General features: G+C 52.4%; 17 protein-coding genes. 13 read left to right on the top strand and 4 right to left on the bottom strand.

What is annotated here, in order from left to right; genetic code table 11:
• The first annotated feature begins 17 nt into the window (after positions 1-17).
• The 4 genes from fmt (at position 18) to AC6R0S_RS11510 (ending at position 5,262) form a co-directional block, all read left to right on the top strand.
• A complete protein-coding gene (fmt, locus tag AC6R0S_RS11525; protein WP_500637958.1) occupies positions 18-965 on the top strand; it encodes a methionyl-tRNA formyltransferase in 948 nt (315 codons plus the stop codon).
• Between the two features lie 83 nt (positions 966-1,048).
• Positions 1,049-2,329: a 16S rRNA (cytosine(967)-C(5))-methyltransferase RsmB gene (gene rsmB / locus AC6R0S_RS11520; protein ID WP_500637957.1), complete on the top strand. Its 1,281-nt coding sequence runs from the start codon at positions 1,049-1,051 to the stop codon at positions 2,327-2,329.
• Between the two features lie 98 nt (positions 2,330-2,427).
• A complete protein-coding gene (gene trkA / locus AC6R0S_RS11515) occupies positions 2,428-3,804 on the top strand; it encodes a Trk system potassium transporter TrkA (protein WP_334555495.1) in 1,377 nt (458 codons plus the stop codon).
• A 12-nt stretch (positions 3,805-3,816) separates the two neighbouring features.
• Entirely contained in the window at positions 3,817-5,262 is a 1,446-nt protein-coding gene (locus tag AC6R0S_RS11510; RefSeq protein ID WP_500637956.1) for a TrkH family potassium uptake protein, read from the top strand.
• 22 nt (positions 5,263-5,284) lie between these two features.
• On the opposite strand, the gene trhA is transcribed toward AC6R0S_RS11510, so the two are convergent.
• Both trhA and AC6R0S_RS11500 read right to left on the bottom strand, forming a co-directional pair.
• Positions 5,285-5,932, bottom strand: coding sequence for a PAQR family membrane homeostasis protein TrhA (trhA, locus tag AC6R0S_RS11505; RefSeq protein WP_500637955.1), 648 nt, complete (start codon positions 5,930-5,932; stop codon positions 5,285-5,287).
• Positions 5,933-6,027: 95 nt separating this feature from the next.
• A complete protein-coding gene (locus tag AC6R0S_RS11500) occupies positions 6,028-6,825 on the bottom strand; it encodes a sporulation protein (RefSeq protein WP_500637954.1) in 798 nt (265 codons plus the stop codon).
• Between the two features lie 313 nt (positions 6,826-7,138).
• Between AC6R0S_RS11500 and AC6R0S_RS11495 the strand changes: the two genes are divergently transcribed.
• The 5 genes from AC6R0S_RS11495 to AC6R0S_RS11475 all read left to right on the top strand — a co-directional run bounded on the left by AC6R0S_RS11495 (position 7,139) and on the right by AC6R0S_RS11475 (position 11,231).
• A complete protein-coding gene (locus tag AC6R0S_RS11495; protein WP_500637953.1) occupies positions 7,139-7,306 on the top strand; it encodes a hypothetical protein in 168 nt (55 codons plus the stop codon).
• Between the two features lie 141 nt (positions 7,307-7,447).
• Positions 7,448-7,714: a YihD family protein gene (locus AC6R0S_RS11490; RefSeq protein ID WP_334555500.1), complete on the top strand. Its 267-nt coding sequence runs from the start codon at positions 7,448-7,450 to the stop codon at positions 7,712-7,714.
• Positions 7,715-8,028: 314 nt separating this feature from the next.
• Positions 8,029-9,447 carry a cytochrome c oxidase accessory protein CcoG gene (ccoG, locus tag AC6R0S_RS11485; protein WP_500628972.1) on the top strand — a complete coding sequence of 473 codons (1,419 nt, stop codon included), beginning with the start codon at positions 8,029-8,031 and terminating at the stop codon, positions 9,445-9,447.
• 157 nt (positions 9,448-9,604) lie between these two features.
• Entirely contained in the window at positions 9,605-10,606 is a 1,002-nt protein-coding gene (locus tag AC6R0S_RS11480; RefSeq protein WP_500637952.1) for a serine/threonine protein kinase, read from the top strand.
• A gap of 25 nt (positions 10,607-10,631) precedes the next feature.
• A complete protein-coding gene (locus AC6R0S_RS11475) occupies positions 10,632-11,231 on the top strand; it encodes a thiol:disulfide interchange protein DsbA/DsbL (RefSeq protein ID WP_500637951.1) in 600 nt (199 codons plus the stop codon).
• A 53-nt stretch (positions 11,232-11,284) separates the two neighbouring features.
• Here the strand turns inward: AC6R0S_RS11475 and yihG are convergent, their stop codons facing one another.
• Entirely contained in the window at positions 11,285-12,214 is a 930-nt protein-coding gene (yihG, locus tag AC6R0S_RS11470; RefSeq protein WP_500637950.1) for a 1-acylglycerol-3-phosphate O-acyltransferase, YihG family, read from the bottom strand.
• Positions 12,215-12,401: 187 nt separating this feature from the next.
• Here yihG and AC6R0S_RS11465 point away from each other — a divergent pair, with 187 nt between their 5' ends.
• A complete protein-coding gene (locus AC6R0S_RS11465) occupies positions 12,402-13,397 on the top strand; it encodes a DUF2860 domain-containing protein (protein WP_500637949.1) in 996 nt (331 codons plus the stop codon).
• A 45-nt stretch (positions 13,398-13,442) separates the two neighbouring features.
• Here AC6R0S_RS11465 and AC6R0S_RS11460 read toward each other — a convergent pair whose 3' ends face one another.
• Positions 13,443-14,969 (bottom strand): YifB family Mg chelatase-like AAA ATPase, encoded by a 1,527-nt coding sequence (locus tag AC6R0S_RS11460; protein ID WP_500637948.1) that lies wholly within the window; start codon positions 14,967-14,969, stop codon positions 13,443-13,445.
• A 544-nt stretch (positions 14,970-15,513) separates the two neighbouring features.
• Here AC6R0S_RS11460 and ilvG point away from each other — a divergent pair.
• From ilvG to ilvE, 3 genes are read left to right on the top strand one after another with little or no spacing between them, the layout of a single operon-like run.
• Positions 15,514-17,160, top strand: a complete 1,647-nt coding sequence (gene ilvG / locus AC6R0S_RS11455) for an acetolactate synthase 2 catalytic subunit (RefSeq protein ID WP_500628978.1) — start codon at positions 15,514-15,516, stop codon at positions 17,158-17,160.
• A gap of 1 nt (position 17,161) precedes the next feature.
• A complete protein-coding gene (gene ilvM / locus AC6R0S_RS11450; protein WP_334555508.1) occupies positions 17,162-17,446 on the top strand; it encodes an acetolactate synthase 2 small subunit in 285 nt (94 codons plus the stop codon).
• Between the two features lie 11 nt (positions 17,447-17,457).
• On the top strand, positions 17,458-18,402 hold the full coding sequence (gene ilvE, locus AC6R0S_RS11445; RefSeq protein WP_500628979.1) for a branched-chain-amino-acid transaminase: 945 nt from the start codon (positions 17,458-17,460) through the stop codon (positions 18,400-18,402).
• The last annotated feature ends 10 nt before the right edge of the window (positions 18,403-18,412 follow it).

Raw genomic sequence — 18,412 nt, 5'->3', positions numbered from 1 at the left:
AAGATAAGGAACGTACCTTGAGCAAACCACTTAAGATTGTTTTTGCTGGTACTCCGGACTTCGCCGCCCGTCACTTGGCGGCGTTGTTGTCTTCGGAGCACGACGTCATTGCCGTGTACACCCAACCCGACCGCCCTGCAGGTCGCGGTAAAAAGCTCACCGCGAGCCCAGTCAAACAGATTGCCCTTGAGCATGACATTGCGGTCTACCAACCGGAAAACTTTAAATCTGAAGAGGCCAAGCAAGCGTTGGCGGATTTAGACGCCGATTTGATGGTCGTCGTCGCGTACGGCTTGCTGCTGCCGCAAGCGGTATTGGACACGCCTAAACTGGGCTGTATCAACGTGCACGGTTCGATTTTGCCACGTTGGCGAGGCGCAGCGCCGATTCAGCGCGCCATTTGGGCGGGCGATGAAGAAACCGGCGTCACCATCATGCAGATGGACATTGGCCTCGATACTGGAGACATGCTCTCCATCGCGCGCTTGCCGATCGAAAGCAGCGACACCAGTGCGTCCATGTACGAAAAGTTGGCCGATTTAGGCCCAAGTGCGCTATTGGACTGCCTCACTGACATCGCACAAGGCAGCGCCGTCGCCACTAAGCAAGATGATGCCCTAGCCAACTACGCCAAAAAGCTTAGCAAAGAGGAAGCCCGCATCGATTGGAATGACGACGCTGAGCACATTGAGCGCTGCGTGCGCGCGTTCAACCCGTGGCCAATGAGCCACTTTGAAGCGGCCGATAACAGCATCAAGGTGTGGCAGAGTCGCGTGGCGGAGCAAACCACAGACCAAGCGGCGGGTACCATTATCCAAGCAGACAAAACCGGCATCTATGTCGCAACAGGCAAAGGCGTATTAGTCCTTTTGCAACTGCAAGTGCCGGGTAAAAAAGCCATGTCGGTGCAAGATATTCTCAACGCCCGAGCAAGTTGGTTCGAAGTGGGCTCGGTACTGAGCTAACCCTTCACACCCTGTCATTGCGCTGCAATGAATCACGTACATTTTGAGGGCAGAGATGCCCTCCCTTATTTAAGGTATTGATTATGAATGTTCGCGCTGCTGCCGCTAACGTTATCTTCCAAGTGGTCGACAAAGGTCAATCACTCTCGCATGCGCTGCCTGCCGCGCAAAAGACCATCAAACCGCGTGACCACGCTCTGCTGCAAGAGATTTGCTACGGCGCTTTGCGTTACTTGCCGCGTTTAGAGTCCATTGCCAACGAATTGATGGATAACCCGCTCAAGGGTAAAAAACGCGTTTTTCACCATTTAATTTTAGTGGGGATCTACCAACTGAGTTTTATGCGCATCCCTTCGCACGCGGCGGTCGCGGAAACCGTGGAAGCGACCAAAACCTTGCGCGGCCCAAGCCTGCGCGGTTTGATTAACGCGGTATTGCGTAACTACCTACGCAATCAAGAAGAACTGGATGCCTTTGCGACCAGTCACAATGCCGGCAAGTATGGCCACCCTAACTGGCTACTGAAGCTGCTGCAAGAGCACTACCCACAGCAGTGGGAGCGCATTGTTGAGGCGAACAATCAAAAAGCGCCGATGTGGCTGCGCGTCAACCGCCAGCACCACACCCGCGATCAGTACATCGCTTACCTGAATGATGAAAACATAGAATTCACCCTTCACCCCGAGGCCGCTGACGCCATAAAATTGGCCAAACCTTGTGATGTGACCCTATTGCCCGGCTTCGATCGCGGTTGGGTTTCCGTGCAGGATGCCGCCGCACAGTTGTCTGTCGATTACCTTCAGCCACAAGAAGGGGAGCTGATCCTCGACTGCTGCGCCGCGCCAGGTGGCAAGACAGCGCACATTCTTGAGCACACGCAAGACACCGAAGTGGTGGCGATTGATGCCGATCCTACTCGCCTTAACCGCGTGCACGACAACCTCGAGCGATTACAATTGAGAGCCGATGTGATTTGCGGCGATGCGCGCTACCCACATCAGTGGTGGCAAGGTGAGCAGTTTGACCGTATTCTACTCGATGCCCCTTGCTCAGCGACCGGTGTGATTCGACGCCATCCGGACATCAAATGGCTGCGCCGCGCTGATGACATTGAAGCGCTGTCTGCCTTGCAGAGTGAAATCCTGGATGCCATGTGGCAACAACTGAAAGCCGGCGGTACCTTAGTCTATGCCACCTGCTCGATTGCGCCGCAAGAGAACGTGGAACAAGTGCGCGCTTTCCTCTCACGTACGTCCGATGCACAGTTGATCGGCAGTGAGGAATCTCAGCCTGGTCGACAAATTCTTCCAGGTGAAGAGGACATGGACGGCTTCTACTATGCGGTTTTAAAAAAATCGGTGTGAAGAAAAAGCGGTAGGTCTTGAGTCAAGCAATACGCCGCAATAAACAAGGACAGTGCGCCCCGTCATAGGGGCGATGACGACGTTCAAGAGAGCAAAAGATGAAGATCATTATTCTCGGTGCCGGACAAGTTGGCGGTACATTGGCAGAAAACTTGGTGGGTGAAAACAACGACATCACCATCGTCGACAAAGACAGCGACCGCCTACGTGAACTGCAAGACAAGTACGACCTGCGCGTGGTCAATGGTTACGCTAGCCACCCTGACGTGCTGCGCGAAGCGGGCGCTCAAGACGCCGATATGTTGGTGGCCGTGACCAATATGGACGAAACCAACATGGCCGCCTGCCAAGTGGCCTTCACCTTGTTCAACACGCCAAACCGCATTGCACGTATTCGTTCGCCCCAGTATCTCGCCGAGAAAGAAGCCCTGTTTCAATCCGGTGCCGTGCCGGTCGATCATCTGATTGCACCAGAAGAGCTGGTCACCAGCTACATTGAACGTCTGATCCAATACCCTGGCGCCTTACAGGTGGTCAGTTTTGCTGAGCAAAAGGTCAGCCTAGTGGCCGTTAAAGCCTACTACGGCGGTCCTTTGGTCGGTAACGCCCTCTCTGCGCTGCGTGAACACATGCCGCACATTGACACCCGCGTGGCGGCGATTTTCCGTCAAGGTCGCCCTATTCGTCCGCAAGGCACCACGATTATCGAAGCGGATGACGAAGTCTTTTTCGTTGCTGCGAGCAACCACATTCGCTCCGTCATGAGTGAGTTGCAGCGTCTTGAGAAACCCTATCGCCGAATTATGATTGTCGGCGGGGGCAACATCGGCGCCAGCTTGGCCAAGCGTCTGGAACACACCTACAGCGTTAAACTGATTGAACGCAGTTATCAACGCGCAGAACGTCTCTCTGAAGAGCTGGAAAACACCATTGTCTTTTGTGGTGACGCCGCCGATCAAGAGTTGCTCACTGAAGAGAATATCGACCAAGTCGATGTCTTTATTGCGCTCACCAACGAAGATGAAACCAACATCATGTCCGCCATGCTGGCCAAACGCATGGGCGCGAAAAAGGTGATGGTGCTGATCCAACGCGGTGCCTACGTCGATTTAGTCCAAGGCGGTGTGATAGATGTGGCAATTTCGCCTCAGCAAGCGACGATTTCAGCGCTGCTGACGCACGTGCGCCGTGCTGACATTGTTAACGTTTCTTCATTGCGCCGTGGCGCGGCAGAAGCGATTGAAGCGGTGGCACACGGTGACGAATCGACCTCGAAAGTCGTCGGCCGCGCGATTGGTGAAATCAAACTGCCTCCAGGTACCACCATTGGTGCCATTGTTCGCGGTGAAGAAGTGCTTATTGCACACGACAGAACCGTGATTGAACAAGATGACCACGTGGTGATGTTCCTTGTCGATAAGAAATACATCCCTGACGTGGAAACCCTCTTCCAACCGAGTCCGTTCTTCCTTTAAGGGGACGACCTTATGGTGAATTTTCGCCCGGTTTTATTCGTCATTGGCCTCGTGCTCTCTAAGCTGGCGCTGTTTATGTACGTGCCGACGCTGGTGGCGTTTGTCACCGGCACTGCAGGCTTTTTGGAATTTGGTCAAGCGGTGCTGATCACCCACTTGGTCGCCTTTGTCTGCTTGACGATTGGCCGAACTCGGCACTTTCGCCTGAGCGTGCGAGACATGTTCCTCATCACCAGCTTGGTGTGGACGATTGCCAGCGCATTCGCCGCGCTGCCATTTGTGTTCATCAATCACATCAGCTTCACCGACGCCTATTTTGAAACCATGTCGGGCATCACCACCACAGGTTCAACGGTCCTCAGCGGGCTCGATGAGATGGCGCCGAGCATCTTATTGTGGCGCTCTATTTTGCAGTGGCTTGGTGGCATTGGCTTTATTGTTATGGCGGTCGCCGTCTTGCCGATGCTCAATGTCGGGGGCATGAAACTGTTTCATACCGAATCCTCTGATTGGTCGGACAAAAGCAGCCCGCGCGCTAAAACCGTGGCAAAAAACATCGTCATCGTCTATTTGACCCTCACCGCCCTTTGCCTGCTCGGCTACTTGATGACGGGCATGACGCTGTTTGAAGGGATCAACCATGCCTTTACTACCTTGTCGACAGGTGGCTACTCGACCTCTGACGGTTCGATGAACCATTTCTCCCATGGCGCGCATTGGGTGGGCACACTCTTTATGTTCTTGGGCGGGTTACCGTTTTTGCTTTTTGTCTCCGCGCTGCGCAAACGCCGTTTGAATGAGCTCGCCAGTGACGCGCAAGTGCGCGGTTTCACCTTTTTGTTTCTCGCCAGCAGCGTGATCATTGCCAGTTGGTTGGTGGTGCGTGATGGCTATGCGGTGGCGGATGCGCTGCGAGTCTCCATGTTTAACATCGTCTCGGTGGTCACCACCACCGGATTCGGCTTAGAAGATTTCACCGCCTGGGGCGCACTGCCGACCACCTTGTTTGCCTTCTTAATGATGGCGGGCGCCTGCTCGGGTTCCACCTCTGGCGGCATCAAAATCTTCCGTTTTCAAATCGCCATTACGCTGCTCAATAAGCAGATGATGAAACTGATTCACCCGTCTGGGGTCTTCGTCCAGCGCTACAATCAGCGCCCAGTCAACGATGATATTGTGCGCTCAGTGGTGGCGTTTGGTTTGATGTTCTTCATCACCATTATTTTCATTGCAGGTTGCTTAAGTGCACTCGGCCTTGACCCTATCACCAGCATTTCTGGTGCGATTACCGCAGTCGCCAACGTCGGCCCGGGCATGGGCAGTGTCATCGGCCCCACCGGCAATTTCGCTCCCCTGCCCGACACCGCCAAATGGTTACTCAGTTTTGGGATGCTGATGGGACGACTAGAAATTCTCACCTTGCTCGTGTTGTTCTTCCCCGCCTTTTGGCGCCGATAGGCACTCGCCTTCCTCTGTGGGCTTATCGGATAGGCAGCTGATAAATGGCAAAGAAGTGACAGGCGCAGCCCGCCAAAACAAACAAATGCCAAATGGCGTGGTTGTAGGGAATACGTTTCGCGACATAAAACACCACGCCCAGAGAGTAGACCACGCCGCCAATCGCCAGCAGCATCAAGCTTTCCAGTGGTAAGGTCATCGCCAGTTGATAAATCACCACCAGCGACAGCCACCCCATCAATAAATAGGTCACCAGTGAGAGGCGTTTGAAGCGATAAACGAACGTCACTTTCATCACGATCCCCACCAAGGCTATCAGCCAGATCACCACCATCAAACCGATCGCGAGTGGCGTTCTGAGCGCAATCAATAAAAATGGCGTGTAGCTGCCGGCAATCAGCAAGTAAATGGCGCAGTGATCGAAAGTTTTCAGTGCCCGTTTGGCTCGCGGCACATCAATGGCATGATAGAGGGTCGACGCCAGAAACAGCAGTATCATGCTGGCGCCGTACAGGCTATAGCTGACCCATGACAAGGCATCCGCCTGTTGCTCGAAGGCGCGCAGCAGCAAGGCCACCAGCCCAACCACACTGAGCAATAAACCCAGACCGTGGCTGAGCATATTGGCTCGCTCTTCTTCGCGGCTGTAAGAGGATAAAAGCGTCGACATAGGCATCACTCTGGAGCATTAGAATAAACACTCCAGAGTATGCCACGCTCAGCTTACAAGTGTAAGCTTAAATTAGATAAGGTTGCTGATGAGGCTCAAGAATGCGCATCGAGGTAGTTCAATACCTGCTCGCCCGCCTCTTCTGCGGGGGTACTGAGCACAATGGAAAGCTGGCGTTTCAACTGCCCCATACCCAGCAGGCTCGCGAGCATCCCTTTTGCCCCTTCACGGTGGCGATCAATTTCAAACCACATTTGCAGTTCGTCTTCACTGCGATACGCCACCACTTCTAACTCTCGCCAACGACCATGAAACGGCCCTGTAGTCGGCACAAACTCAAACTCCTGCACAAAAGGCAGAGCAAAGCCATCCACCGCTTCACACTCCACCTGGCGAATACGCAGCCCCTGCGCTTCTAACGCAGTAAAGATGCCATCAAGCAGAGGATCGGGGCGCACCGTCAAAATATCTTTGTCGGTTGGATCTTTGGCCATCGCAATGTCGAGGCCAGTCTCAAGCCACACCTTGGAGTCACCAATGGTGACCGGCGTATTCCACGGCACATCCAACTCCACTTCGAAATCGCGCGTCTCACCAGGCTCAATCGTAAACGCGTAAGGCAGCGTCCACGTCGCCAGTGTATAACTGGTGGGCACGCGGCGCATTCGACCGGCGTTGTGGTCACTTTTATGGTGATTGTCCGGCACTTCTTTGATGTAACGGCAGTAGAGTTTGAGTTCGATGTTGTCTATCTCTTGCGCACTCGAACCGCCATAGACATGAATGGTGACGTTCACCTTCTGCCCCGGGTATAACACCTCTTGGCGCAGCACTGAATCCACTTTGGCACTTCCAATACCAAAGCTCGCGAGGGTTTTCTTGAAAAACGACATATACACCTCCCTTATGGGTGAAACCACCAAGCAGACCCTCACTATAGCGCGCTTTATCTCGCCAAAGTTTCTGTCTACTCACAGAATAATAGAGAATGAAAAACAGTGATCGATTAGTTATCGACCAATTCTACCCTTAGTGCTACTCTAACGATTGATATGCATGCATATCAACAATCCTGGTTAATTATTTGGATTGGCGAAAGCCAGAAGAGCCAACCTTCAGCAGCATCAAGGTGACGTTGAAGCTCAACTCATAGTTAATACAGGCCATTAAATTGGCAATGGAGATGCCTGACAGTTAGGTACATCGATGCGCCCAGCAGCAGTCAGGTTTTCGCACACAAACCGTAGTGCGATGCGTCGTCGTAGTGGATTTGCGTCTGCTCCAACGGCAAAAAAAATCAACCCTGCGATGACGTTAGTGGAACAGACAACTCTTTTGATGTCTGCCCCATCAAAAGCGGTAAAAGCAGCATAATGAAAAGCGCAGCTTCGTCTGCGCTTTTTTTTGCCCCCTGATTACGCCCATTGTCGATAAGCACGGCACGATTCGCGTTGCTCTCTGCACGTCCCTTTTGCTACCTTAAGGCAAAACATTATAAAAATTGTGGAGAACAGCATGAAGTGTCACCGTATTGAAGAGTTATTAGAACTGCTTGAGCCAGAATGGCAAAAAGACCAAGAGATGAACTTATTGGCGTTTATCGTCAAACTCAGCCAAGAGGCGGGGTATCAAGGCAAACTTGAAGAGCTGACCGATGATGTACTTATCTATCATCTAAAAATGCGCAATAGCGCAAAAGACGAGATGATTCCCGGGCTCAAAAAAGATCAAGAAGATGACTTTAAAACCGCGATTTTGCGTGCGCGCGGTTTAATTGATTGAGCGACACATTGCGTCACGGATCAGGTATGGCGACCTTAGGGTCGCTTTTTTATCGCTAAACCATCTAGTAGCACGTGTTATTAGTCATTATGGTTATAGCGTTTGGGCTAATTTGTGGTTAAAGCTTGATAGTCTTAAAGAAAACCCATTCCTATTGCGTATATAATCGCCAGCTAACAATAAAAAACAGATCACAAGATCTCCAAACAACTTGAACTCGGCTGCGCCGCACTGGGCCAAGTTGACAGGAGACCAGAGCAAAGTCGGACGCAACAAGGGCAACACACCCTTGCTTTAGCCTATAAGGAAGCACCATGAGTCAAGATAAGATCGATGTCAAAGACGTGACTCCGAAAACCTTCAATCCCAAAACTCACAAAAACAACGGCGACAGATTTAACCCAAGCAATCGCATCTACGTCAGAGAAAGCAAAGGCACCTTCCAAAGGCTGCGCCGCTATGGTGGCTGGTTTCTATTGCTGCTATTTACACTTATCCCCTGGATCCCTTACGGCGATCGTCAGGCGATTTTGCTCGACATCGGTCAGCAACAATTTAACTTTTTTAGTACCACACTCTATCCGCAAGATCTCACCTTGCTCGCGTTGCTGTTCGTGATTGCGGCCTTTGCGCTGTTTTTTATCACCACGTTTTTAGGCCGTGTCTGGTGTGGCTACCTCTGCCCGCAAACCGTGTGGACCTTTATGTACATCTGGTTTGAAGAGAAACTTGAGGGCAGCGCAAATAAACGCCGCAAACAAGACTCTGGCCGCTTGACCGCCTCACTCGCGTGGCGAAAAACCCTCAAGCACATGGCGTGGCTGGCCATTGCGTTAGCGACGGGCTTTACCTTCGTTGGCTATTTTGTGCCAGTGAAATCCTTAGTGGTTGAGTTTTTTACCCTCAACGCGTCGTTTTGGCCGGTATTTTGGGTGCTGTTTTTCGCCGGCTGTACCTACGGCAATGCCGGCTGGATGCGCTCGATCATGTGTATTCACATGTGCCCGTATGCACGTTTCCAATCGGCAATGTTCGACAAAGACACCTTTATCGTCGGTTATGACAGTGCACGCGGTGAGCAACGCGGCCCGCGCTCGCGCAAAGCCGATCCCAAACAGCTCGGTTTAGGCGATTGCATCGATTGCGATCTTTGCGTGCAAGTGTGCCCGACTGGCATCGATATTCGTGATGGTTTGCAATATGAGTGCATCAACTGCGGCGCTTGTATCGATGCGTGCGATCACACCATGGAGCGGATGGGCTACGACAAAGGACTCATCAGTTACACCACCGAGCACCGTCTCTCCGGCAAGCACACCAAGGTGATGAGGCCAAAACTGCTCGGCTACGGCGCAGTACTATTGGTGATGATTGGCCTGTTCTTCGTTCAAGTCGCCAGCGTTGACCCCGCAGGGCTGAGCGTGTTGCGTGACCGTAATCAGCTGTTTAGAGTCAACGGCTCTGGGGAAATTGAAAATACCTACACGTTGAAGATCATCAATAAAACCCAGCAACGTCAGGCGTATCAACTCTCTGTTGAAGGGCTGAGCGATGTCACTTGGTACGGTAAACAGACAGTACAAGTGGCGCCTGGGGAAGTCCTCAACTTGCCAATGAGCTTGGGCGTCGACCCGGACAATCTCAGCTCACCTGTCGCGACAATCCAGTTTATACTGTCCGACAGCCAAGACTTTACCACCCAGGTGGAAAGTCGCTTTATCAAGAAGCTGTGACCATCGTTTAGCAAGAGAAGGTCAATTCAATCACCTTGATAAAAATGCGTCGAGAGGCGACGCTCTAGGGTGAAGGGCTCATTATGAGCCCTTTTTGCCCCTCACGACCATGCTAGCGTCATGCATGGTTCTTTTTCTCAGTCACAAGAAACCGGCTATGACACAACAGATTCTCTCAACACACGCCTTTAACTTTGATGCCCTTACCCCGGATTTTATGTGGTATGCGCTAGAGAGCATCGGCATTCGCGCTGAATCCGGCTTTTTGCCACTCAATAGCTATGAAAACCGCGTGTATCAATTTAGCGATGAAGAGCGCCAACGTTATGTGGTCAAGTTTTATCGTCCTGAGCGCTGGAGTGCCGAACAAATTCAGGAAGAGCACGATTTCACCCAAGAGATGGTCGAAGCGGAGATCCCCGTCGCGCCGCCACTGGTCATCAATGGCGCCACGTTGCATCACTACCAAGGCTATCGCTTTGCGCTGTTTGCCAGCGTGGGCGGCCGCCAATTTGAAGTGGATAATATAGAGCAGCTCGAGGGCGTCGGTCGCTATTTAGGGCGCATTCACAGTATCGGAGCCAAACAAGCGTTTGTGCATCGCCCCAGCATGAGCCTTGAAGAATACCTCTACCAACCGAGAGCGCTGCTGCAAAATTCCGACTTTATTCCTCTTCATCTGCAAAGCGCCTTTTTCAACGATCTCGACCTGCTGATCGCCTCACTCGAAGCACAGTGGGACAACAGCTATACGCCGATCAGGCTGCATGGTGACTGTCATCCAGGCAATATTTTGTGGCGTGATGGTCCGATGTTTGTCGACCTCGATGACGCGCGCAATGGACCAAGTGTTCAAGATCTTTGGATGCTGCTCAGTGGCGAACGTAGTGACAAACTGATGCAGCTTGATATTATCCTCGAAGCGTACCAAGAGTTTCATGATTTTAATGTTAACGAATTGAAACTAATCGAGCCGCTGCGCGGTCTACGTATGGTGCACTACATGGCATGGTTAGCAAAACGGTGGCAAGATCCTGCGTTCCCACTCGCCTTTCCTTGGTTTAACGACGCAAAATATTGGGAAAATCAGGTACTCGGGTTCAAAGAGCAGATATCCTCACTGAGTGAGCCCCCCTTGTCATTGATGCCACAGTGGTAAAAAAGCCTTTTAAAATGGAGTCATTATGAAAAAACTGTTTGCACTTGTCGCCGCCCTATTCCTCAGTGTTTCGGCACACGCGGCTCAGTACAACGAAGGTGAGCACTACAAAGTGTTGAACATGGAACCATCAAGCAAGCCTGTGGTGACGGAGTTTTTCTCTTTCTACTGCCCACACTGCAACTCGATGGAACCCGTGATTGGCCAGCTCAAAGCTCAGCTACCTGAAGGGGTGAAGTTGCAGAAAAATCACGTCTCGTTCATGGGTGGCAACATGGGCCTTTCCATGAGCAAAGCATACGCGACTATGGTGTCGCTTGGCGTGGAAGATCAAATGGTGCCGGTGATGTTTAACCGTATCCACAACTTGGGTAAAGCACCGAAGAACGATGAAGAACTGCGCCAAATCTTTACTGACGAAGGCATCGATGGCAAAAAATTCGACTCGAACTTCAATGGTTTTGCGGTGGACTCTATGGTGCGCCGCTTTGACAAGCAGTTCAAAGACAGCGGCCTAACGGGTGTGCCTTCTATCGTGGTTAACAACCGTTACTTGGTTCAGCCACCACGCGGTTTTACCCTAGAGCAATACTTTGACTTGGTGAACTACCTGCTGACTCAATAAGACAGTCACTATCGTCAAACGAAAAAAGGAGCCTCGGCTCCTTTTTTGATAGGTCACTGTTTTGATGACGGTAGGTCTGATGGGAGTGTATGGGATGATGATGACTGCTCATGGATTGCTTTGAGCTGCGCATCTTTCCTCTGCCAAACCTCACCGAGCCACTGCTGAAACTGGCGTTTATAAGGCTTATCATTGAAATAGTCACCCAGCACCTGCTCATCCACCGGCAACACGTGCACGCGAACTACGATCTTGGTCATTTTGCCCATCAACACATCGCGAAACGGTTTATCTGGGTTATTCGGGTACGCGAGCGTTACGTCTAGGATATTATCAAACTGCTCGCCCATCGCCGCTAAGGTATAGGCTATACCACCGGATTTCGGTTGCAGCAGATACTCATAACCGGCTTTGCTGCGACGCAATTTCTCTGGCGTGATACGGGTGCCTTCCACGTAGTTCACCACTGTGGTCGGGCTATGTTTGAATTTGGCGCACGAGCGACGTGTGGTTGCCAAGTCTTGTCCCCGTTTTTCAGGATGACGCAGCAGGTATTCGCGCGAATAACGGCGCATAAATGGCATGTCCAGCGCCCAGCACGCCATGCCAATAAACGGCACGTAGAGCAATTGCTGCTTGAGGAAAAACTTCGGCATCGGGATTTTGTCTTTAAACACCGAGCAGAGCACCACAATGTCGGTCCAGCTTAGATGATTGCTGATCATCAGATACCAACCATCGCGCTTCAGCGCATCTGCCCCTTGTACATCCCACTCCACACGGTTTGAGAGGCTCAAAATCGCGGTGTTGACCGTCGCCCACAACCACATCACCCGATTGGCCAATGCCGTCCCCTTCGCTTTCAGCTCGGGCGTTGGTAACAGCAACTTCAACAGCGCAATGAGACAAATGAGCAGAGAGCAGACAGCAGAATTGAGCGCCACCAGCAACACGTTCATTACCAGTAATAAATAGGCCAACATAGTGAAATAGTGAGATCCAATGAGTAGTTTACGATGTATGTTGCGTAATAATCTTGTCGTGTGGTCAAGATAACTTGGGTTTTAAAAAAGCGCGTGCAATTATACAAGTCCTTGACCACATTGGAATCGTTAAGGCGATGGTCTGAGTAGTTGGCCACGCCACGCACTGGAGTTTTAGGAGACGAAAATGGATGTTCGCTTTGCAATACCGGTTTTATCACTTATCGCCACCTCGTTATGTTCTGCAAGCGCCGCTGCTAATCCGAACGGTCGCCCTGGGCTCAGTGGCGAGATTTCGCTCAATGCGCTCTATCTCTCCTCCACCTCCAACTTCAACACGTCAGGTGATGAGGTCATCAACAGCATCGAGCAAAGTGGCACCAGCGACAGCAGTGTGATCCCTGCGCCGCTTGGCAACCTTCGCTATACCTTTGGCTCAAAAGGCGACAAACAACTCTATGCCGGTACCTCGCGCGATGACATTGCCATTGGCACCCTCGCACTTGAGCTCGGCTATAAACAGCGTTTAGCGTATGGCACCACGGTGGATGTCTCCTATTTGCCAACGGTGATGTCTGGCGAAGTGTGGCAAGACCCGTATCTTGTCGGCGTAGCGCGCGCCACCACCGATGAAAAAGGCGACGCGTATCGACTCAAGCTGGGCAATATTCTCGGCACAGGCATCAACCTTGATAGCGCTTACGGCAAAAAAAAGGTCGATGACGAACGTTCAGGACTGACACAACTCACGCCAGACAATGCCTTAGCCCTGCGCCGTGACAGCGACAACTACTACCTCAAAGGCAGTGTGCGCGTGCCTTTCAGTCGCGCCGCCTTTGTGGTGCCTGCGATCATCTACACGCGCAGTGATGCCGAAGGGGCCGCCAACTCATTTCGCTCTTGGGGCGGAGAGATCTCCCTCTTTCAGCGTATTGCCCGTCATCAGCTAGTGCTCACCGCGGGCTATCGCAGCCGCGACTATGACGCCATTCACCCTCTGTATAGTCAAACTCGCAGTGAAGACAAACTCAGTGTGTTTGCCGCTTATGAGCTGCAACAGTTTCTCGGCTGGCCAAATTTATCCTTGGTCTCCTTCGCCGGGTACAATGAAACCGACGCCAACCTCGACTTTTTTGACGAAAAACAAGCGCTGTTCTCTTTGGGTTTAAGCTTTCAGTTCTAACCTGCCCCACAGGGCTTGCGGCGTTCGTTGGCCCTCAACTTGATGTCACACCGCCTGCGCAGTCAACTGCTTGAGCAAGCGATCCATCGCGCGATAACCGAGCGCCTCGGCCAAATGAGGTCGCTCTATGTCCTTTGCGCCATCCAAATCGGCGATGGTGCGTGCCACTTTGATGATACGGTGATAGGCGCGAATCGACAGCCCCAATCGGTGCAGCGCCGTTTCCAAAAACTCTGCATCGGCTTTCTTGAGCGGGCAAAACGCCTCAATATCGCGACTGCCTAGCAGCGCGTTGACACACTCACTGCGCGCCAACATGGTCTCTCTTGCCTGCTCAACGCGCTGCCTAACCTGCTCGGTAGGCTCACCGCGATCGCCCCCTTCAGACAAGGTGCCTTTAGGCAATGCGGGGATCTCTATCGACATATCAAATCTATCCAGCAAAGGTCCAGACAAACGGCTCAAATAGCGCAAAATGGCCTGAGGATTGACGCGAGTTTGGTTGCCCTCATAGTAGCCGGTCGGACTCGGATTCAGCGCACCCACCAATTGAAAGCGAGCGGGAAAGCGCGTCTTACCTTGCGCTCTGGAGATAATGATCTCCCCGGATTCGAGTGGCTCGCGCAGTGAATCGAGCACTTTTCTCTCGAACTCGGGCATCTCGTCCAAGAAGAGTAAGCCATTGTGTGCAAGCGAAATTTCACCCGGTCTTGGCAAGCTCCCCCCGCCCACCAAGGCCGCCATAGAGCTGGAGTGATGCGGCGCGCGAAAGGGGCGCTGTTTCCAGTTGTGGGCGTTGATTTCTTGCTGAGTCAGCGAAGTGACGGAGGCGGTTTCCATCGCTTCGGCTTCGGTCATCTCTGGCAGTAAATCGCACAGACGCGACGCAAGCATGGTTTTACCCGTACCGGGCGGGCCCAAAAACAACAAGTTATGGTTGCCTGCTGCGGCAATTTCCAATGCGCGCTTGCCTTGTTGCTGACCAATAATGTCTTGCAAACAGCGGGTCGTGCCCAGCGGCTTGGTGGGCTCTGGCGCACTTTGAAACAGATTCAAGCTCTGTTGTCCGCACACATCCGCGCAGACCTCTAGTAAGCTGCTGGCCGACTTGTGCACCGCCGCGCCCACTAGCGCCGCTTGATCGCCGTTCTGCTTAGGCACCACCAAGCAGCGCTGAGCTCGACTGGCAGCAAGCGCGGCGGGCAACACCCCTTTCACGCGGCGAATTTTGCCCGACAGTGCCAATTCGCCAATGTACTCTTTGTCGCTCATCGCCGAGAGTGGGATCTGATCTGAGGCCGCCAAAATCCCAAGCGCGATCGGCAAATCAAAGCGCCCGCCCTCTTTAGGCAGATCGGCAGGCGCGAGGTTGACGGTGATTCGCTTGGCGGGAAATTCAAACCGAGAGTTGATGATGGCGCTGCGCACTCTATCTCGTGACTCTTTGACAGTGGTTTCCGGCAGCCCCACTAGGGTAAACCCAGGCATCCCATTACTAATATGGACTTCCACCGTCACCGGCGGAGCTTCGACACCCACCGATGCGCGGCTATGAATCACGGCTAAACTCATGTGTACTCTCTGATTGAATTGACTAGGCGTGATGTTATATAGCGTGTAGAGAAGCAACGGGAATGTGAAAAAAGAATGACTTTTTGCTTGTCATGTAACGGAATTCTATGTTACCACTAGTGACGCAATCAATTTCGTACGAAATTAAGCCGACGCACGTAACCAAAACTGCACAAAAAGCAGAACCAGTGAAATGCGCGATTGGTACGAATGGCGACACAACATCAACGTAAATAATTAAATATGAATTTCAACGCCCGCTTCACTTCACTGCTAGCCCTGATTATCGTGGTCATTATTGATTCCGCGCGGGGGATGGTGGGCGAAAAATAACCACAGATTCTAAAAAACCCCCGCACTGAAAAGTCCGGGGGTTTTTTTCAACCTATGGGATGGCAGAATTTTAAGCGTTAGACAGTTCATCATTAAGAACTGCAGGAAGAATGGGAGCGCACATGACGTGCAAAGCAACACAACAAGACTGCCAAGCCACTCGCTGTCACAAGACACAAGGTCGCAGTCACAAGACACAAGGAGGCCTTTGATGACTGGTGCAGAGTTAGTCGTAGCCGCATTAAAACAGCAAGGCATCCAAACCGTCTTTGGGTACCCCGGCGGGGCCATCATGCCAATTTACGATGCCCTTTATGATGGCGGTGTTGAGCACATTTTGTGTCGACACGAGCAAGGCGCCGCAATGGCCGCCATTGGAATGGCACGAGCCACTCAAGAAGTGGCCGTCTGTATGGCAACCTCAGGACCGGGAGCCACCAACTTGGTCACTGGCCTTGCCGATGCCTTTATGGACTCCATTCCACTGGTGGCGATCACCGGACAGGTCGCCAGTTCACACATCGGCACCGACGCGTTCCAAGAGATGGATGTGATTGGCATGTCGCTGTCGTGTACCAAGCACAGCTACCTAGTGACCGACATCAACGAACTGGCACCGACCTTATCCGAGGCATTTGAAGTCGCTAAAACCGGCCGCCCGGGCCCTGTGATTGTCGATATTGCCAAAGATGTCCAACTGGCCAACGCGCCGGTTTCTGTTCTTTCTTCTTTCACTCCACCTGCCATGCCACGCGCCAGCGCTGATGAGATTGCCAAAGCACAAGATCTGCTGTCACACAGTGCCCGCCCCGTATTATACGTCGGTGGTGGTGTGCAACTTGGCCATGCCACGGGTGCCGTGCGCGAATTTTTGCGCCTCAACCCGATGCCATCGGTCAGCACACTTAAAGGCTTAGGGACAATTGAACGTCATGACCCACACTACTTAGGCATGCTTGGCATGCACGGCACCAAAGCCGCCAACTTGATTGTGCAAGAGTGTGATTTGTTGATTGCCGTCGGCGCCCGTTTTGATGACCGCGTGACCGGCAAACTCGACACCTTTGCGCCCAACGCCAAAGTGATTCATATCGATATCGACGCCGCCGAAATCCACAAGCTACGCCAAGCCAATGCGCCTGTTCGCAGTGAAATTGGCGTTGCGCTCTCTCAGCTCGAATTGTCTCAAGACATTACACCGTGGGTGAAACACAGCGAGAGCTTACGCAGTGGCTTTAAGTGGCGCTATGACCATCCAGGTTCATTGATTTACGCGCCGGGCTTATTGAAAACCTTGTCGGATATGATGCCTGACAGCAGCATCGTCTCGACCGATGTTGGCCAGCATCAAATGTGGGCGGCGCAACACATCCAGCCGCGCGAGCCGCAAAACTTCATCACCTCAGCCGGTCTTGGCACTATGGGCTTTGGCTTACCGGCAGCCATGGGCGCCGCCGTTGCCAGACCGGGCGATCAATCGATTCTGGTCACCGGTGATGGCTCATTTATGATGAACATTCAGGAACTGGGCACGTTAAAGCGTCGTCAGATCCCGGTGAAAATTGTGCTGCTCAACAACCAACGCCTCGGCATGGTGCGTCAATGGCAATCGCTGTTCTTTGATGGCCGCCACAGTGAAACCATTCTGGATGACAACCCTGATTTTGTTATGTTGGCGAAAGCGTTCGACATTCCGGGTAAAACCATCAGCCGCAAAGAAGAAGTCGGCCCTGCGCTAAAAGAGATGCTTGAAAGCGAGACGTCGTACTTACTGCATGTCCTTATCGATGAAGAAGAAAACGTGTGGCCGCTGGTTCCACCGGGCGCGTCCAACAACGATATGCTGGAGAACACTTAACATGGAAAGATACTTAATTGATATTAAAGCCGATGATAAACCGGTACTGCTTGAGCGCGTCCTTCGCGTGGTTCGTCATCGTGGCTTTGTGGTCAAACAGGTGGCCGGTACGCAAAACCACTCCAGCAAAATCGCCAGCGTAGAGATCATCGTCGACAGCGATCGCCCCATTTCATTTCTCACCAATCAGATTGAAAAACTGTGGGACGTGCGCAGTGTCGAAGTGACGCAAATTGCGAATGACGCATTGCCAAACAATAACCTACAACAACAAATTTGCGCATAAGGAAGGCAATCATGGCAACAAAAACCGCAGACTACATCTGGTTCAACGGCGAGATGGTCCCTTGGGCCGAAGCCAATGTGCACGTGCTGACCCATGCGATGCACTATGGCACCTCCGTGTTTGAAGGCGTGCGCTGCTACAACACGCCTAAAGGGCCGATTGTTTTCCGTCACCGCGAACACGCGCAGCGTCTCAAAGACTCCGCCAAAATTTACCGTTTCCCAATTCCTTACAGCATTGATGAAATAATGGAAGCGACCCGCGAAACCCTGCGCCAAAATAAGCTTGATAACGCTTATATCCGTCCGCTCGGTTTTGTCGGCAACGTCGGCTTGGGCGTTTGCCCGCCCGCGGATACCGAAATGGATCTCATCATTGCCGCTTTCCCTTGGGGCTCTTACCTAGGTGAAGAAGCGCTAGAGAAAGGCGTTGATGCGATGATCTCCAGTTGGAATCGCGCCGCACCGAACACCATCCCAACCGCAGCAAAAGCGGGCGGTAACTACCTATCTTCCTTGCTAGTTGGCGGTGAAGCCCGTCGTCACGGCTACGATGAAGGGATCGCGTTGAGCGTTGATGGCTACCTATCTGAAGGGGCCGGTGAGAACATTTTCGTCATCAAAAATGGCGTGATCACCACTCCACCCGCCACCAGTGCGATTTTGCCTGGCATTACCCGTGATTCGATCATGACGCTCGCGCGTGACATGGGTTATGAAGTCCGCGAAGCCAACATTGCGCGTGAAGCGCTCTACCTTGCCGATGAAGTCTTTATGACCGGCACCGCGGCGGAAGTCGTTCCCGTCGCAACCATTGATAAAATCGAAGTGGGCTGTGGCCGCCGAGGCCCTATCACTCAAGCCCTTCAAACGGCCTACTTTGGCCTATTCAACGGCACCACTGAAGATAAGTGGGGCTGGTTAGATTACGTTTACCCCGCAGACGCAGCAAAATAAGGAAGTATGC

This window comes from Vibrio sp. R15-SG3-ISO1B, assembly GCF_059833835.1.
The sequence above is the reverse complement of the archived record's forward strand: the minus strand, read 5'-3'. Positions and strand labels throughout refer to the sequence as shown.

Excerpts from the sequence above, each read along its gene's own strand:
- yihG (WP_500637950.1), bottom strand. The coding sequence starts at position 12,214 with ATGTTGGCCTATTTATTACTGGTAATGAACGTGTTGCTGGTGGCGCTC.
- AC6R0S_RS11510 (WP_500637956.1), top strand. The coding sequence starts at position 3,817 with ATGGTGAATTTTCGCCCGGTTTTATTCGTCATTGGCCTCGTGCTCTCT.
- AC6R0S_RS11475 (WP_500637951.1), top strand. The coding sequence starts at position 10,632 with ATGAAAAAACTGTTTGCACTTGTCGCCGCCCTATTCCTCAGTGTTTCG.
- AC6R0S_RS11480 (WP_500637952.1), top strand. The coding sequence starts at position 9,605 with ATGACACAACAGATTCTCTCAACACACGCCTTTAACTTTGATGCCCTT.
- ilvM (WP_334555508.1), top strand. The coding sequence starts at position 17,162 with ATGGAAAGATACTTAATTGATATTAAAGCCGATGATAAACCGGTACTG.
- AC6R0S_RS11500 (WP_500637954.1), bottom strand. The coding sequence starts at position 6,825 with ATGTCGTTTTTCAAGAAAACCCTCGCGAGCTTTGGTATTGGAAGTGCC.
- rsmB (WP_500637957.1), top strand. The coding sequence starts at position 1,049 with ATGAATGTTCGCGCTGCTGCCGCTAACGTTATCTTCCAAGTGGTCGAC.
- ccoG (WP_500628972.1), top strand. The coding sequence starts at position 8,029 with ATGAGTCAAGATAAGATCGATGTCAAAGACGTGACTCCGAAAACCTTC.
- ilvE (WP_500628979.1), top strand. The coding sequence starts at position 17,458 with ATGGCAACAAAAACCGCAGACTACATCTGGTTCAACGGCGAGATGGTC.
- AC6R0S_RS11460 (WP_500637948.1), bottom strand. The coding sequence starts at position 14,969 with ATGAGTTTAGCCGTGATTCATAGCCGCGCATCGGTGGGTGTCGAAGCT.
- AC6R0S_RS11495 (WP_500637953.1), top strand. The coding sequence starts at position 7,139 with ATGCGCCCAGCAGCAGTCAGGTTTTCGCACACAAACCGTAGTGCGATG.
- trkA (WP_334555495.1), top strand. The coding sequence starts at position 2,428 with ATGAAGATCATTATTCTCGGTGCCGGACAAGTTGGCGGTACATTGGCA.
- AC6R0S_RS11490 (WP_334555500.1), top strand. The coding sequence starts at position 7,448 with ATGAAGTGTCACCGTATTGAAGAGTTATTAGAACTGCTTGAGCCAGAA.
- ilvG (WP_500628978.1), top strand. The coding sequence starts at position 15,514 with ATGACTGGTGCAGAGTTAGTCGTAGCCGCATTAAAACAGCAAGGCATC.
- trhA (WP_500637955.1), bottom strand. The coding sequence starts at position 5,932 with ATGTCGACGCTTTTATCCTCTTACAGCCGCGAAGAAGAGCGAGCCAAT.
- AC6R0S_RS11465 (WP_500637949.1), top strand. The coding sequence starts at position 12,402 with ATGGATGTTCGCTTTGCAATACCGGTTTTATCACTTATCGCCACCTCG.